General features: G+C 62.6%; 14 protein-coding genes. 3 read left to right on the forward strand and 11 right to left on the reverse strand.

The genetic code is table 11. The annotated features are described in order from the left end of the window. Positions 1-100: 100 nt before the first annotated feature. The 3 genes from ACLV74_RS13795 to ACLV74_RS13805 all read left to right on the forward strand — a co-directional run bounded on the left by ACLV74_RS13795 (position 101) and on the right by ACLV74_RS13805 (position 3,034). The gene (locus ACLV74_RS13795) at positions 101-1,054 is read left to right on the forward strand and encodes a chemotaxis protein (RefSeq protein ID WP_411879963.1); all 954 of its coding nucleotides are present in this window, start codon (positions 101-103) and stop codon (positions 1,052-1,054) included. Between the two features lie 178 nt (positions 1,055-1,232). Continuing rightward, positions 1,233-2,543, forward strand: a complete 1,311-nt coding sequence (locus ACLV74_RS13800; protein WP_411879964.1) for a Glu/Leu/Phe/Val family dehydrogenase — start codon at positions 1,233-1,235, stop codon at positions 2,541-2,543. Further along, positions 2,543-3,034 carry a hypothetical protein gene (locus ACLV74_RS13805; protein ID WP_411879965.1) on the forward strand — a complete coding sequence of 164 codons (492 nt, stop codon included), beginning with the start codon at positions 2,543-2,545 and terminating at the stop codon, positions 3,032-3,034. The genes ACLV74_RS13800 and ACLV74_RS13805 overlap by 1 nt, the downstream gene beginning before the upstream one ends. A gap of 11 nt (positions 3,035-3,045) precedes the next feature. On the opposite strand, the gene ACLV74_RS13810 is transcribed toward ACLV74_RS13805, so the two are convergent. The 11 genes from ACLV74_RS13810 to nuoG all read right to left on the reverse strand — a co-directional run bounded on the left by ACLV74_RS13810 (position 3,046) and on the right by nuoG (position 14,439). Further along, positions 3,046-3,567, reverse strand: a complete 522-nt coding sequence (locus ACLV74_RS13810) for a DUF1178 family protein (RefSeq protein ID WP_411879966.1) — start codon at positions 3,565-3,567, stop codon at positions 3,046-3,048. A 21-nt stretch (positions 3,568-3,588) separates the two neighbouring features. Further along, positions 3,589-4,203, reverse strand: a complete 615-nt coding sequence (locus ACLV74_RS13815) for an NUDIX domain-containing protein (protein ID WP_411879967.1) — start codon at positions 4,201-4,203, stop codon at positions 3,589-3,591. After that, positions 4,200-4,502: a DUF2818 family protein gene (locus tag ACLV74_RS13820; RefSeq protein ID WP_411879968.1), complete on the reverse strand. Its 303-nt coding sequence runs from the start codon at positions 4,500-4,502 to the stop codon at positions 4,200-4,202. The genes ACLV74_RS13815 and ACLV74_RS13820 overlap by 4 nt, the downstream gene beginning before the upstream one ends. A 7-nt stretch (positions 4,503-4,509) precedes the next feature. After that, complete coding sequence (gene nuoN / locus ACLV74_RS13825) at positions 4,510-6,012, reverse strand: NADH-quinone oxidoreductase subunit NuoN (protein WP_411879969.1); 1,503 nt, start codon at positions 6,010-6,012, stop codon at positions 4,510-4,512. A gap of 17 nt (positions 6,013-6,029) precedes the next feature. Continuing rightward, entirely contained in the window at positions 6,030-7,505 is a 1,476-nt protein-coding gene (locus ACLV74_RS13830; protein ID WP_411879970.1) for an NADH-quinone oxidoreductase subunit M, read from the reverse strand. A gap of 30 nt (positions 7,506-7,535) precedes the next feature. After that, entirely contained in the window at positions 7,536-9,560 is a 2,025-nt protein-coding gene (gene nuoL / locus ACLV74_RS13835) for an NADH-quinone oxidoreductase subunit L (RefSeq protein ID WP_411879971.1), read from the reverse strand. Positions 9,561-9,567: 7 nt separating this feature from the next. After that, positions 9,568-9,876, reverse strand: a complete 309-nt coding sequence (gene nuoK, locus ACLV74_RS13840; protein WP_007864437.1) for an NADH-quinone oxidoreductase subunit NuoK — start codon at positions 9,874-9,876, stop codon at positions 9,568-9,570. Then, positions 9,873-10,526: an NADH-quinone oxidoreductase subunit J gene (locus tag ACLV74_RS13845; protein ID WP_411879972.1), complete on the reverse strand. Its 654-nt coding sequence runs from the start codon at positions 10,524-10,526 to the stop codon at positions 9,873-9,875. The genes nuoK and ACLV74_RS13845 overlap by 4 nt, the downstream gene beginning before the upstream one ends. A gap of 38 nt (positions 10,527-10,564) precedes the next feature. Continuing rightward, positions 10,565-11,062 (reverse strand): NADH-quinone oxidoreductase subunit NuoI, encoded by a 498-nt coding sequence (nuoI, locus tag ACLV74_RS13850; protein WP_411879973.1) that lies wholly within the window; start codon positions 11,060-11,062, stop codon positions 10,565-10,567. Positions 11,063-11,212: 150 nt separating this feature from the next. Further along, positions 11,213-12,286 (reverse strand): NADH-quinone oxidoreductase subunit NuoH, encoded by a 1,074-nt coding sequence (gene nuoH, locus ACLV74_RS13855; RefSeq protein WP_411879974.1) that lies wholly within the window; start codon positions 12,284-12,286, stop codon positions 11,213-11,215. Continuing rightward, on the reverse strand, positions 12,283-14,439 hold the full coding sequence (gene nuoG, locus ACLV74_RS13860) for an NADH-quinone oxidoreductase subunit NuoG (RefSeq protein ID WP_411879975.1): 2,157 nt from the start codon (positions 14,437-14,439) through the stop codon (positions 12,283-12,285). The genes nuoH and nuoG overlap by 4 nt, the downstream gene beginning before the upstream one ends. Positions 14,440-14,457 lie beyond the last annotated feature (18 nt).

Raw genomic sequence — 14,457 nt, forward strand, 5'->3', positions numbered from 1 at the left:
GCCTGCTCATGCAAGCAAGCTCGCGGCCCGTTCAGGCTAAATTTGGTGTGCATGTCCTGCCGGCGTGTATCCATATTCACCATGACCAGGGACGGCCTCCATGAAACCAGCGCTTCACGATATCGACGAACGGACCAACCTCACCTCGAGCAACAAGTTCGAACTGCTGCTGTTCCGGCTGGGAGAGGCCGCGAACTCCGGGAACCGGGAATTGTTCGGCATCAATGTCTTCAAGGTGCGCGAAATCCTGGTGATGCCCACCATCACGAGCATGGCCAACGCCTCGCCGCACGTCATGGGCGTGGCCAACGTCCGCGGCCAGATCATCCCGGTGATCAACCTGCCGGCGGTGGTCGGATGCAAACCCAACAACGGCCTGGCCATCCTGCTGGTCACCGAGTTCGCGCGCAGCACACAGGCTTTCGCCGTCGAGGAAGTCAGTGAAATCGTGCGGCTTGAATGGCAGCAAGTGCTTTCGGCCGAAGGCCAGGGCGGCGGCCTGGTCACCAGCATTGCCCGTCTCGACGGGGATGCGGAAAACACGCGGCTGGCCCAGGTTCTCGATGTCGAGCAGATATTGCGCGATGTCATGCCGGCGGAAAACCAGGACACCGGGCTCGTCTCGGACACCAAGGTGACCCTGCCCCCGGGCACGGTGGTTCTGGCCGCCGATGACTCCGCCCTCGCCCGCTCCATGATCGAGCAGGGGCTGACGTCCATGGGCGTTCCCTACATCATGACCAAGACCGGCAAGGAGGCATGGGAACGCCTGCAGGCCATTTCCACCCAGGCCGTGGCCGAGGGCAAAACGGTGCGCGACAAGGTGGCACTGATCCTGACGGACCTGGAGATGCCGGAGATGGACGGTTTCACCCTGACACGCAACATCAAGGGCGACGCGCGCTTCAAATCCCTGCCGGTGGTCATCCATTCGTCCCTGACCGGCGCGGCCAATGAAGGCCACGTCAAGAGCGTGGGGGCCGATGCCTATATCGCCAAATTCGCGGCCGATGAGCTGGCAAGCACTCTGGCCGAAGTGTTGTCACACCGCTAACCCCTTGCGGGCGCTCGCCGGGGGACACGGATTAGCGGCCTTGCCGCCCGCGCAATCCATCAAGGCAAAATCCACGCCATGCATTTTTTGCATAATCATTGGTGCACAATGCCTTGGACTATTCCGGCGCGGGCTCTTAAGCTTCGGGCATTGAGTGTTTCCCACAAGGAGTTTTTCAATGTCTCATGCAAGCGTAACCGCCGGCGCCGTCGGCCCACACCCCCTTCCCTCTTATCTGCAAGCGGATAACCTGGGCCCCTGGGGCAACTACCTGCAACAGGTTGACCGCGTCATACCGCACCTGGGCAGCCTCGCGCGCTGGGCCGAAACGCTCAAGCGCCCCAAGCGCGTGCTGATCGTCGATGTGCCCATCCACATGGATGACGGCACCGTTGCCCACTTCGAGGGCTACCGCGTGCAGCACAACGTCTCGCGCGGCCCCGGCAAGGGCGGCGTGCGTTTTCACCAGGACGTCACGCTGTCGGAAGTGATGGCGCTGTCGGCCTGGATGTCCGTCAAGAACGCGGCTGTCAACGTGCCCTACGGCGGCGCCAAGGGCGGCATCCGCGTGGACCCCAAGAAGCTCTCGCGCGGCGAGCTCGAGCGCATGACGCGCCGCTACACCAGCGAGATCGGCATCATCATCGGCCCCAACAAGGACATCCCCGCCCCCGACGTCAATACCAACGACCAGATCATGGCGTGGATGATGGACACCTACTCGATGAACACCGGCTCCACCTCGACCGGCGTCGTCACCGGCAAGCCGGTGGACCTGGGCGGCTCGCTGGGCCGGCGTGAAGCCACCGGACGCGGCGTCTACACCGTGGGCGTGGAGGCGGCCAAGCACATAGGCCTGGACATCTCGACCGCGCGGGTCGCGGTGCAGGGCTTCGGCAACGTGGGTGGCGTGGCGGGCAAGCTGTTTGCCGAAACCGGCGCGCGCGTGGTGGCCGTGCAGGACCACGGCGGCACGATTTACCGCGAAGCCGGCCTGGACGTGCCGGCCCTGCTCAGGCACGTGGAAGCCAACGGCAGCGTGGCCGGTTTCGCGGAAGCCGAAGTCATCGCCAACGACAAATTCTGGGACGTCGAGTGCGACATCCTGATCCCCGCCGCGCTTGAGCAGCAGATCACCGAAGCCAATGCCGGACGCATCAAGGCGCGCATGATCATCGAAGGCGCCAACGGCCCGACCACGCCGGCGGCCGACGACATCCTGCACGACCGCAACGTGCTGGTGCTGCCGGACGTGATCGCCAACGCCGGCGGCGTAACGGTCAGCTACTTTGAATGGGTGCAGGATTTCTCCAGCTTCTTCTGGGACGAGGAAGAAATCAACGCGCGCCTGGTCAAGATCATGAAAGACGCCTTCGCCGGCGTCTGGCATGTTGCGCAAGACCAGAAGGTCAGCCTGCGCACCGCGACCTTCATCGTGGCCTGCAAGCGCATCCTGCACACGCGCGAACTGCGCGGCCTCTACCCCTGATGGTCGGCGGCACGCCGGCGGGCCTGGAAGGGCGGCATTGGACGGCCGCTTTGCGGCAGCCTGCGGCCGCGCTCTTTCTCGGTGCCCTGGTGGCGGCCCTCGCGGCGCTGCTGGGGCCTTTGCTGGACGCCCCGGCCATTGCGCGCTGGACCGTGCAAAGTTATGACGACGAAGCTTTGCGGGCCGCTTTCGCACTGATCGGCGTGCGCCACTTACCCATGTTTTTGCTTGCGATCGCCGCCGGCAACATCGTGTTCAGGCTGCTCAAAAACACCTCACCCGCCACGGTGGCGATAAGCATCGTGCCCTGGCTTGTGTATGTGGTCGTGACCGGCACGATGGAATCCGTCGCCGTCGGCGAGAGCCCGTTCAGCTGGATGGGCTACGAGCCGGCCTACTTCATCTGGCCGCATTTCGTCGCCGTGCCGCTGGGACTTTATGCGGCCAGCCGCATGGTGCGGCGTCGCAGGGAAAAGTCCGCGCTCAACTGAGCCGGCAAGGCTTACTGCAGCGTTTCCTTGATCGCCGCGGAAAGCGGCAAGGGCATCACGTCAATCCCCTCCTCCATCAATTCGACGGCTTCACGCACGCTGGTCTGGCCGCGTATGCTGCGCGCTTCCTGCTCGCCATAGTGCATGCGGCGTGCCTCCTCGGCAAACCGGCTGCCCACATCTTCGGTGTTGGCCACCACGTGGCGCAGGGCCTTGAGAAACGCGACCTGCTCCGCCTGGCTGGCGCTGGCGGGCAATCCCGCAACGGCGGGCAAATTGCGCGTTGCACCTTCCTGAGCACCTGCGGCGCCAGCGGCCGTCGATGAGGACCGGGAAGCTTTGCCTGGCGTATCAGGGCCTTGATGGCCGCCCAGATTGAGCCGCGGCGCGCTTGGGAGTTTTTGCACGCTCTTGTCGGCGCACATCGGGCATTCGACCAAACCGCGCGACAACTGGTTCTGGAAATCGTCTTCGGACGCAAACCAGCCTTCAAACGAATGCTGGTGCGAACATTGGAGATTCAGGACCTTCATGGGCGGATTATCGCCGCGTGCTCACGAAGCGGCAGTTTGCCAGTCCAATGCCCATGCGCCCGACAGCACGTTCTGCAGCCACAGCGCGCCGGTCAGGGTTTTCGCGTCGGTCACCTGGCCGCCCGCGCACCATGCCAGGAGCTCGGCAGGCGTGGCAGTGAAAACGTCCAGAAACTCTCCGGCATCAAGCTTGCGCGGGCCCGGCGTCAGCCCGCGCGCGAACCAGATGTCGATGAATTCCGTGGAGTAGGAGATCACGGGATGCAGCACGCCGGCGCGGGCCCACTCGCGCGCGGTGTAGCCGGTTTCTTCCAGCAGTTCGCGCTGAGCGCAAGCCAGCGAGTCTTCGCCCGGGTCCAGCTTGCCCGCGGGGAACTCGACCATGACGGCTTGCACCGGGTAGCGGTATTGACGCTCCAGCACCAGGCTGCCGTCGTCGCACTGGGCCACGATCATCACGGCGCCGGGATGGATGACGTATTCGCGCGTCGCCTGGGTGCCGTCGGGCAGGCCGACGGTGTCGCGCATGGCGTGAAGAAACTTCCCTTTCAGGATCTCCGTGGAGTCGATGCGGGTCTCTACGAGGTGCGCATCATCCGGTGTCCCGGCTTCAGGGTCGGCCGGTACGGATTTCATGCGCGGTGCTTGAACAGGTAGCGCCAGGTAAAACCGGGAAACGCGAAGGTGATGAAGAGCGCGCCGGTGATGGCGTAAAACTCCCAGCCCTGCGGGGCAATCTGGCCGGTCCGCTGCTCAAGGTAAAGGCCCAGGCCGCCGGCGATGAAGTACCAGACCACCATCTCGCCCACGCGGATCGCAAGATTCTTGGGCTGCTTGAGCGCATACACCGCGAACAACCGGTTGCTGATAAAAGGCAGGTTGGCGGCCAGCAGGGCCAGCAACACCACCAGCCAGACCGAAACGGTTTGCGTCATGGAGGGATCAGGTGCCCAGGGACTTGACGATGCTGCTGATGGACTGGGAACACAGCGTCATCAGGCCGCCGGGCAGCATGCCCAGGATCAGGATGAGCGCGCCATTGATCGCCAGCACCACCTTGGCGTCGGTCGGGCCTGAGACCGGCAGCGCGTTGTGGGCGAGCGGCGCGTCGAAGTACATGACCTTGACCACGCGCAGGTAATAGAAGGCACCCACCAGCGACATGATCACGGCAAAGACCGCCAGCACGATGTAGCTGGTTTGCTGCGATGAAATCAGTGCCTGCAGGACGGACAGCTTGGCGTAAAAACCCACCAGCGGTGGCAGGCCGGCCAGCGAGAACATGCTGATGGCCATCACGCCGGCATACAAGGGGCTGCGCTGGTTGAGGCCGGCCAGGTCGACGATCTCTTCAGACTCATGCCCGGCACGCGCCAACAGCATGATGATGCCGAAAGCGCCCAAGGTGGTGAGCACATAGGTCAAGGCGTAAAACATCGCCGCGCTGTAGGCGGATTCGGTGTTGAGCTGGTTGCCGTTGACCACGCCGGCCAGCAGGCCGAGCAGCAGGAAGCCCATCTGCGAAATGGTGGAGAACGCCAGCATGCGCTTGAGGTTGGACTGCGCGACCGCGGCCAGGTTGCCGACCAACAGCGAGCCTATGGCCATCAAGGCCAGCATCTGCTGCCAGTCGATCGCCAGCGGCAGCAAACCTTCGACCAGCAGGCGGATGCAGATCGCGAAGGCCGCGAGCTGCGGCGCGCCGCCAATCAGCAGCGTGACCGCCGTGGGCGCGCCCTGATAAACGTCGGGCAGCCACATGTGAAAAGGCACTGCACCCAACTTGAAGGCCAGGCCGGCCACGATGAAGACCAGGCCGAAAATCAGGACCTGGTGCCTGACCTGGCGGCTGGCAATCGCGTTGAACACTTCGTTGAGGTCCAGGGAGCCGGTCGCGCCGTAGAGCATCGACAGGCCGTAAAGCAGGAAACCCGAAGCCAGCGCGCCCAGCACGAAGTACTTCATGGCGGCTTCAGTCGCCGTGGCGTTGTCGCGGCGCAGGGCTACCAGCGCATAGCTCGACAGCGTCAGCAATTCCAGGCCCATGTAGATGACCAGGAAGTTGTGGCCCGAGATCATCACGAACATGCCCAGCAGCGCGAACAGGCTCAGCGTGAAGAACTCGCCGCCGCGCAGCATGTCGCGGTCGGCCGCATAGGGACGGCCGTAGACCAGCGTGATCATCACGGTGATGCAGGCAAAACACTTGAGCCAGCTGCCCATGGGGTCGACGACGATCATGTTGCCGAAACCGTAGAAGGTCTGCCCGCCCACGGCGTAAGCTGCCTCCAATGCGGCCACCACGGCCAGCGTCACCAGGGTGAGCACATAGGTGAGCGTGCGCTGCGGCGTCTTCACGCCCAGGTCCACCAGCGCGATCACGCAGGCCATGGTCAGGAGGACGAGTTCGGGGTAAACCGCGATCCAGGAGAGTTTGTCAATCATCTGAATTCTTTGTAGTTTCAGTTCAGCTTGGAGACTGCAACGTGCTTGAGCAGGTCCGCCACTGAAGTGTTCATCACGTCCGTGAAGGGCTTGGGATAGATGCCCATGTACAGCACGGCAACGGCCAGCAGGGCCAGCATCAGGAACTCGCGGCTGTTGATGTCGGTGAGCGCCTTGACATCCTCATTGGCCACGGGGCCGAGGTAGACGCGCTTGTACATCCACAGGGTGTAGGCCGCGCCGAAGATCAGTGCCGTCGCCGCCGCGCCGCCCATCCAGAAGTTGGCCTTGACGGCGCCCAGGATCACCATCCATTCGCCGACGAAGCCGGCCGTGCCCGGCAGGCCGCAATTGGCCATGGCGAACAGCAGCGCGAAGGCCGCGAACTTGGGCATGGTGTTGACCACACCGCCATAGCTGGCGATCTCGCGCGAGTGGACGCGGTCGTACAGCACGCCAATGCACAGGAACATGGCGCCCGACACAAAGCCGTGGGCAATCATCTGCACGATGCCGCCGGACACGCCGAGGTCGTTGAAGATGAAGAAACCCAGCGTGACAAAACCCATGTGCGCCACCGATGAATAGGCGACCAGCTTTTTCATGTCCTGCTGCACCAGTGCCACCAGGCCGACGTAGATGACGGCGATCAGCGACAGGGCGATCATCAGCCAGGCCCATTCGTGCGCGGCGTCCGGGGCGATGGGCATGGAGAAACGCAGGAAGCCGTAGGCACCCAGCTTGAGCATGATGGCCGCCAGCACGGCGGAGCCGCCGGTGGGCGCCTCGACGTGCACGTCGGGCAGCCAGGTGTGGACCGGCCACATCGGCACCTTGACGGCAAAGGCCGCGAAGAAGGCGAAGAACAGCAGCGTCTGTATCGTGCCGCCCAGCGGCAGCTTGTGCCAGGTCAGGATGTCGAAGCTGCCGCCCGACTTGTTGTACAGGAAGATCAGCGCCACAAGCATCAGCAGGGAGCCGAGCAAGGTGTACAGGAAGAACTTGAAGGCCGCGTAGATCTTGTTGGGGCCGCCCCAGATGCCGATGATGAGGTACATCGGGATCAGCGTGGCTTCGAAGAACACGTAGAACAGGATGCCGTCCAGCGCCGAGAACACGCCGATCATGAGCCCGCTGAGGATCAGGAAGGAGGCCATGTACTGGTTCACGCGCGTGGTGATGGCTTCCCAGCTGGCAATGATGACCACCACGTTGATGAAGGCCGTCAGCAGCACGAACCACAGCGAGATGCCGTCGACACCGACGTGGTAATTGACGTTGAAGCGCTGGATCCAGCTGCCCTTCTCGACGAATTGCATGGCCGAAGTGCCCAGCTTGAAGCCGTCGTAAAGCGGCAGCGTCACCAGGAAACTGACGACCGCGCCTATCAGCGCGATCCAGCGAACGCTGCGCGCCTGCTCGTCACGCCCCAGCGCCAGCAGAACCACACCGAAAACAATCGGTGTCCAGATCGCAAGACTCAACAAACCCATTCTTGTTCTTCCTTGATTTTGTTGAACTGATCAGCGATTGAGCCAGACGAAATACGTCATCAACACAAACACGCCAATGATCATGCCGAAGGCATAGTGATAGATGTAGCCGGACTGCAGCCGCCGCACCATGCCGGAGATCCAGCCGATCAGCTTCCAGGAGCCGTTGACCAGCGCGCCGTCGATCAGCTTCTGGTCGCCGCCCTTCCAGAGCGCGGTGCCGAGCGCACGCGTGCCCCGGGCCAGCACGTTTTCATTGAACCAGTCGAGGTAGTACTTGTTCTCGAGCAGCGTGAAGACAGGCATGAACATGCGCTTGATCGCTGCCGGCAGGGCCGGGTTGACCATGTACATGTACCAGGCCAGCACGGTGCCCGACAAGGCCAGCCAGAACGGCGCAGCCGTGAGGCCATGCAAGGCCATCTGGGCCGGGCCGTGGAATGCCTGCTTCAACTCTTCCATGACGGGATGCTTCTCCAGGTTCACCATGATGGCGCCCTTGAAAAAATCACCATACAGCATGGGTTCGATCGTCAGGAAGCCGATGACCACGGACGGGATCGCCAGCAGGATCAGCGGCACCGTCACGACCCAGGGGGATTCGTGCGGTTCGTGGTGTTCGTCATGATGGCCGTGGTCGTCATGGGCATGGTGGTGCGCGTCGGGGTTCTGGTCGTAGCGTTCCTTGCCGTGGAACACCAGGAAGTACAGGCGGAAGGAATAGAAGGCCGTGACAAAGACGCCCGCCAGCACCGCGAAATACGCAAAACCGGAGCCGGCCAGGTGGCTTTCATGCACGGCTTCGATGATGCTGTCCTTGGAATAAAAACCCGCGAACAGCGGCGTGCCGATCAAGGCCAGCGTGCCCAGCAGCGAGGTGATCCAGGTGATGCGCATGTACTTGCGCACGCCGCCCATCCAGCGGATGTCCTGGTTGTGGTGCATGCCGATGATGACCGAGCCGGCGGCCAGGAACAGCAGCGCCTTGAAGAAAGCGTGCGTCATCAGGTGGAACACCGCGACGGAATAGGCCGAGGCGCCCAGCGCCACCGTCATGTAGCCCAGCTGCGACAGCGTCGAATACGCCACCACGCGCTTGATGTCGTTCTGGATGATGCCGAGGAAACCCATGAACAGCGCCGTGATGGCGCCTATCACCATGATGAAGCTGAGTGCGGTGTCGCTGAGCTCAAACAGCGGCGACATGCGCGCCACCATGAAGATGCCGGCGGTCACCATGGTCGCCGCGTGGATCAACGCGGAGATCGGGGTCGGGCCTTCCATGGAATCGGGCAGCCAGACGTGCAGCGGGAATTGCGCCGATTTGCCCATGGCGCCGATGAACAGGCAGATGCAGATCACGGTCACCAGCATCCAGCCGGTGCCCGGGAAGCTCAGCTTGGAGAGTTCGTCGGCCTTGGCAAAGGCTTCGCCGTAGTTGAGCGTGCCGGCATAGGCGGCGATCAGGCCGATGCCGAGGATGAAGCCGAAGTCGCCCACGCGGTTGACCAGGAAGGCCTTCATGTTCGCAAAGATGGCGGTGGGCTTGTTGAACCAGAAGCCGATCAGCAGGTAGGACACCAGGCCCACGGCTTCCCAGCCGAAGAACAGCTGCAGCATGTTGTTGCTCATCACCAGCATCAGCATGGAGAAGGTGAACAGCGAGATGTAGGCGAAGAAGCGGTTGTAGCCTTCGTCCTCCTCCATGTAGCCTATGGTGTAGATGTGCACCATCAGCGAGACGAAAGTCACCACGCACATCATCATGGCCGTGAGGCCGTCGACCAGGAAGCCGATTTCCATCTTGAGGCCGCCGACGTTCATCCAGGTGTAGAGCGTTTCGTTGAAACGCGCACCGTCGACCGCCACGCTCTTGAGCGTCATGGCCGAAATGATGAAGGCCACCAGCACGCCGAGGATGGTGAGGGTGTGCGACAGGCGCCGGCCTATCCAGTTGCCGCCGAAGGAGGTGCCGAGGATGCCGGCCGCCAGGGCGCCAACCAGTGGCGCCAGCGGAACGGCCAGCAGGGCCGATGCGGAAAGGGTTTGGCTCATCTTGTTTTTAGCCCTGGAGCGTGTTGAGTTCGTCGACGTTGATGCTGGACTTGTTGCGGAACAGCAGCACCAGAATGGCCAGGCCGATGGCCGATTCGGCCGCCGCGACGGTCAGGATGAAGAACACAAAAACCTGGCCGGCCATGTCGTTCAGGTAGTAAGAGAAGGCCACGAAGTTCATGTTGACCGCCAGCAGCATGAGCTCGATGGCCATCAGCAGCACGATGAGGTTTTTGCGGTTCAGGAAGATGCCGATGACCGACAGCGCGAACAGCATCGCGCCCAGCGAAAGAAAATGTCCGAGGGTGAGCGTCATGGTTTCTTTTCCTCGGCGGGTGCGGCGGCAGCGGCCACAACGGGCGCGGGCATCACGGATTTCATCTTGACCAGGCTTACGCGGTCGGCGCGCTTGACGCGGATCTGCTCTGAAGGGTTCTGGTATTTGGAGTCTTTGCGTGCGCGCAGGGTCAGCGCGATGGCGGCAATGATGGCCACCAGCAGGATCACCGCCGCGACTTCCAGCGGATAGAGGTATTCCGAATACAGCAGCTTGCCGAGCTCTTTGGTGTTGGAGACCTGCGCGCCTATCTGGCCCGCCGCCGTCGCGACCTTGGGAGGCTCACGAAAGCCGCCCATCAGCACGTAAGACATTTCCAGCGCGATGATGGCACCCACGGAGCCGGCCAGCGGGAAGTGCCTCCAGAAGCCTTTGCGCATGCTGTCGATGTTGATGTCCAGCATCATCACGACGAACAGGAACAGCACCATCACGGCGCCCACGTAGACCAGCACCAGCGTGATGGCCAGGAACTCGGCCTTGAGCAGGATCCACACGGCGGACGCCTGGAAGAATGCCAGCACGAGGTAGAGCGCCGCATGCACAGGGTTGCGCGCGGTAATCACCTTGAATGCCGCAAACAGCAGCACCGCGGCGAAGACATAAAAAAGACCTGTTTTAGCGTCCATGTTCTTGTGGGTTCTTTCTTGAGCCGTCGGCCTGGGGTTCAGCGGTACTTGGCATCCGCCGCGCGGCTGGCGGCAATTTCGGACTCATAGCGGTCGCCCACGGCCAGCAGCATCTCTTTGGTGAAATACAGGTCACCGCGTTTTTCGCCGTGGTATTCAAAGATATGGGTCTCGACGATGGAATCGACCGGGCAGCTTTCTTCGCAGAAACCGCAGAAGATGCATTTGGTCAGGTCGATGTCGTAACGCGAGGTGCGGCGGCTGCCGTCTTCACGCACGTCGGATTCGATGGTGATGGCCATCGCCGGACACACCGCTTCGCAGAGCTTGCAGGCGATGCAGCGCTCTTCGCCGTTTTCATAGCGGCGCAGCGCGTGCAGGCCGCGAAAACGCGGGCTCAGCGGAGTTTTCTCTTCGGGAAACTGGACTGTGATCTTGCGGCTGAACATGTACTTGCCGGTCAGGGCCATACCCTTGAACAGCTCGGTGAGCATGAAGCTCGACGCAAAGTCTTTGATGGAAGCTACGGCACTCATGATGATTTCCTGCGCAACTGAGTCATATAAGGGGTGCTCGCGAGAGGCTCTGCCCAAGCAGGGGCCGCGGAACCGGCTTTGCCGGGCCGCAGGCGCAGCGCCCCCTCGGGGGGCAGCGCATTACACGAAGTGAAAAGCGTGGGGGCATATCTACTTCCAGATGTTGTACGGGGTCTGCATCCAGGCCCCGACGACGACCAGCCAGACCAGGGTCACGGGAATGAAAATCTTCCAGCCCAAACGCATGATCTGGTCATAACGAAAACGCGGGAAAGTGGCGCGCACCCAGAGAAACATGGTGACCACGACAAAAGTCTTGGCGCCAAGCCAGATCCAGCCCGGGATGAAGCTCAGGGCCTCAACAGGCGGCAACCAGCCGCCGAGGAACAGCAGCACGGCCAGGATGGCGACCAGCCACATATTGGCGTATTCAGCGAGGAAGAACATCGCGAAAGCCATGCCCGAGTACTCGACCATATGGCCGGCCACGATTTCGGATTCGCCTTCAACGACGTCGAAGGGGTGGCGGTTGGTTTCGGCCAGGCCGGAGATGAAGTAGACGACAAAAATCGGCAGCAGCGGCAACCAGTTCCAGGACAGGAAAGTCCAGCCGTGGCTTGCCAGCGTGCCCTTGCCCTGGCTCATCACGATGTCGGTCATGTTCAGGCTGCCCGACACCATGAGCACCACCACCAGGCAGAAGCCCATGGCGATTTCATAGCTGACCATCTGCGCCGAAGCGCGCATGGCGCCCAGGAAAGCGTATTTGGAGTTCGAGGCCCAGCCCGCGATGATCACGCCATAGACTTCCAGCGAAGTGATGGCCATGAGGAACAGCAGGCCGGCGTTGATGTTGGCCAGCGCGATTTCGGGCCCGAAAGGAATCACAGCCCAGGCGGCCAGGGCCGGCATGATGGTCATGATGGGGCCGAGCACGAACAGGCCCTTGCTGGCCGCCGTCGGGATGATGATTTCCTTGGTCAGCAGCTTGAGCGCATCGGCAATCGGCTGCAGCAGGCCGAAAGGCCCGACGCGGTTGGGGCCGAGGCGAATCTGGGTGAAGCCGATGGCCTTGCGTTCCCACAAAGTGAGGTAGGCCACACAGCCCATCAGCGGCAGCAGCACGCAGACGATCTTGATGAGCGCCCACAGCACGGGCCACACGGTGGCGGGCCAGATGCCGCCCATCAAACCCTGGCCGAAGGTGTAAATCGCATCAATCATGCGGCCACTCCTTCGAGCTTCGCGTCAAGGCCCGCGGCCTGGCGGGCGTCCGCCGTCAGCTGCAGTGAGGTCGCGCGCCTGACCAACCCGTCGAGCTGGTAAATGCTGGCCACCGCTGGCGCCTGCACGGGAGCTGCCGACAGCTGGATGCCGCTTTGTGTGGCATTGCCCAGCCTGTCAGCGGGAAGCTGGGCTGCCTCGGCGCCGGCGACCTGCTTGAGCACGTCCTGCGAGGATTCGAAATCAAATCCGGGCAGGTCCAGCAGGTTGGCGAGCACGCGCAACACCTTCCAGGCCGGACGCGTATCACCCAATGGTTTGACGACGGCATGGAAACCTTGCACACGGCCTTCGGCGTTCACGAAGGTGCCCGGGGTTTCGGTGAAAGGCGCGATCGGCAGCAGCACGTCGCTAAAGCCCATGTTGGCCTTGAAGGGGCTCAGCGTCACGACCATTTGCGCGGAATTGAGCGAGGTCTTCGCCCTGGCGCCCGCGGCCGAATCAAACTCGGGCTCGTTGTTGAGCAGGATCACGGCCTTGAGCTGGCCGTCCAGCATCTGGCCTGCGTTGAGGCCCTTGCCGGCGGGCAAGGCGCCGGCCAGTTGGGCGCCTACGGTGTTGGCGGCTTCCGTGAGATAGCCCACGGTGGCGCCGGTCTGCGCGCCTATCCAGTTGGCAAGCGCCAGCAGGCTGGAAGCATTGGCGTGGTGCGCCGCGGCGTTGCCCAGCAGGATGGCTTTGCGTTCGCCGCCCTGCAGGGACTTGGCGATGGCTTTGGCGGCATCGGTGGCCTGGCCGGCGGCAGGCGCCGTGACGCCTTTGTCCGCAGCGATCGCCGCTGCCACGTCGGCCAGAGACTGGGCCCAGGCTTCGGGTGCCGAGAGCAGCGCGTTGGCGACGGGCATAGCCCACGCATCGGCGTTTGCCAATTCGTGGGTGGAATTGATGGTGCTGAGCGCGGCGCCCTTGCGCACGGACTGGCGGATGCGCTGTGCAAACAGCGGATGGTCCTTGCGCAGGTTGGAACCGACCACCAGCACGCGCTGCAGTTGCGACAGCGAAGCAATCGAGGTGCCCAGCCAGCGGATGGCAGACGGCGTGGCGAACTCGGCATTGCGCAGGCGGTAGTCGATGTTGTCGCTGCCCAGGCCGCGCATCAGTGAAGCAGCGAGGTAGAGCTCTTCGAGCGTGCTGTGCGGGCTGGCCAGCGTGCCTATGCTGTTGGCACCGTGATCGGCCTTGATCTGTTTGAGGCCGTTGGCCACGTATTCGAGCGCGGTCTGCCAGTCGACCGTCTTCCACTCGCCGCCCTGCTTGAGCATGGGACTGGTCAGGCGTTCGTCGCCGTTGAGGGACTCATACGAGAAGCGGTCGCGGTCGGCGATCCAGCATTCATTGACGTCTTCGTTCTCGAGCGGGACCACGCGCATGACCTTGTTGCTCTTGACCTGGACGATCAGGTTGGCGCCGGTCGAGTCGTGCGGGCTGACCGACTTGCGGCGCGACAATTCCCAGGTGCGGGCGCTGTAGCGGAAAGGCTTGCTGGTCAGCGCGCCGACCGGGCAGATGTCGATCATGTTGCCGGACAGTTCGGAGTCCACCGACATGCCGACAAAGGTTTCGATCTCGGCGTGTTCGCCGCGATGAGACATGCCGAGTTCCATCACGCCGGCCACTTCCTGGCCGAAACGCACGCAGCGCGTGCAATGGATGCAGCGGCTCATTTCCTGCATGGAAATCAGCGGGCCGACGTCCTTGTGGAAGACGACGCGCTTTTCTTCCTCGTAGCGCGATTCGCTGCCGCCGTAGCCGACGGCCAGGTCCTGCAGCTGGCATTCGCCGCCCTGGTCGCAGATCGGGCAGTCCAGCGGGTGGTTGATCAGCAGGAACTCCATCACGCCCTTCTGGGCCTTGATGGCTTTGTCGTTCTTGGTGCGGACGATCATGCCCTGCGTGACGGGCGTGGCGCAGGCCGGCATGGGCTTGGGCGCCTTCTCCACGTCTACCAGGCACATGCGGCAGTTGGCCGCAATGCTGAGTTTCTTGTGATAGCAGAAGTGCGGAATGTAAGTACCGGCTTTTTCAGCCGCGTGCATCACCGTGCTGCCTTCGAGCACTTCCACCTTCTGGCCGTCGAGTTCTATTTCAACCATATATTTTTCTTTCCGCGG

The organism is Polaromonas sp. YR568 (genome assembly GCF_943369415.1).
Classification (GTDB): Bacteria; Pseudomonadota; Gammaproteobacteria; order Burkholderiales; family Burkholderiaceae_C; genus Polaromonas.

Bases quoted from the DNA above. Each gene is read 5' to 3' on its own strand.
- ACLV74_RS13795 (WP_411879963.1), top strand. From the start codon at position 101: ATGAAACCAGCGCTTCACGATATCGACGAACGGACCAACCTCACCTCG.
- ACLV74_RS13800 (WP_411879964.1), top strand. From the start codon at position 1,233: ATGTCTCATGCAAGCGTAACCGCCGGCGCCGTCGGCCCACACCCCCTT.
- ACLV74_RS13805 (WP_411879965.1), top strand. From the start codon at position 2,543: ATGGTCGGCGGCACGCCGGCGGGCCTGGAAGGGCGGCATTGGACGGCC.
- ACLV74_RS13810 (WP_411879966.1), bottom strand. From the start codon at position 3,567: ATGAAGGTCCTGAATCTCCAATGTTCGCACCAGCATTCGTTTGAAGGC.
- ACLV74_RS13815 (WP_411879967.1), bottom strand. From the start codon at position 4,203: ATGAAATCCGTACCGGCCGACCCTGAAGCCGGGACACCGGATGATGCG.
- ACLV74_RS13820 (WP_411879968.1), bottom strand. From the start codon at position 4,502: ATGACGCAAACCGTTTCGGTCTGGCTGGTGGTGTTGCTGGCCCTGCTG.
- nuoN (WP_411879969.1), bottom strand. From the start codon at position 6,012: ATGATTGACAAACTCTCCTGGATCGCGGTTTACCCCGAACTCGTCCTC.
- ACLV74_RS13830 (WP_411879970.1), bottom strand. From the start codon at position 7,505: ATGGGTTTGTTGAGTCTTGCGATCTGGACACCGATTGTTTTCGGTGTG.
- nuoL (WP_411879971.1), bottom strand. From the start codon at position 9,560: ATGAGCCAAACCCTTTCCGCATCGGCCCTGCTGGCCGTTCCGCTGGCG.
- nuoK (WP_007864437.1), bottom strand. From the start codon at position 9,876: ATGACGCTCACCCTCGGACATTTTCTTTCGCTGGGCGCGATGCTGTTC.
- ACLV74_RS13845 (WP_411879972.1), bottom strand. From the start codon at position 10,526: ATGGACGCTAAAACAGGTCTTTTTTATGTCTTCGCCGCGGTGCTGCTG.
- nuoI (WP_411879973.1), bottom strand. From the start codon at position 11,062: ATGAGTGCCGTAGCTTCCATCAAAGACTTTGCGTCGAGCTTCATGCTC.
- nuoH (WP_411879974.1), bottom strand. From the start codon at position 12,286: ATGATTGATGCGATTTACACCTTCGGCCAGGGTTTGATGGGCGGCATC.
- nuoG (WP_411879975.1), bottom strand. From the start codon at position 14,439: ATGGTTGAAATAGAACTCGACGGCCAGAAGGTGGAAGTGCTCGAAGGC.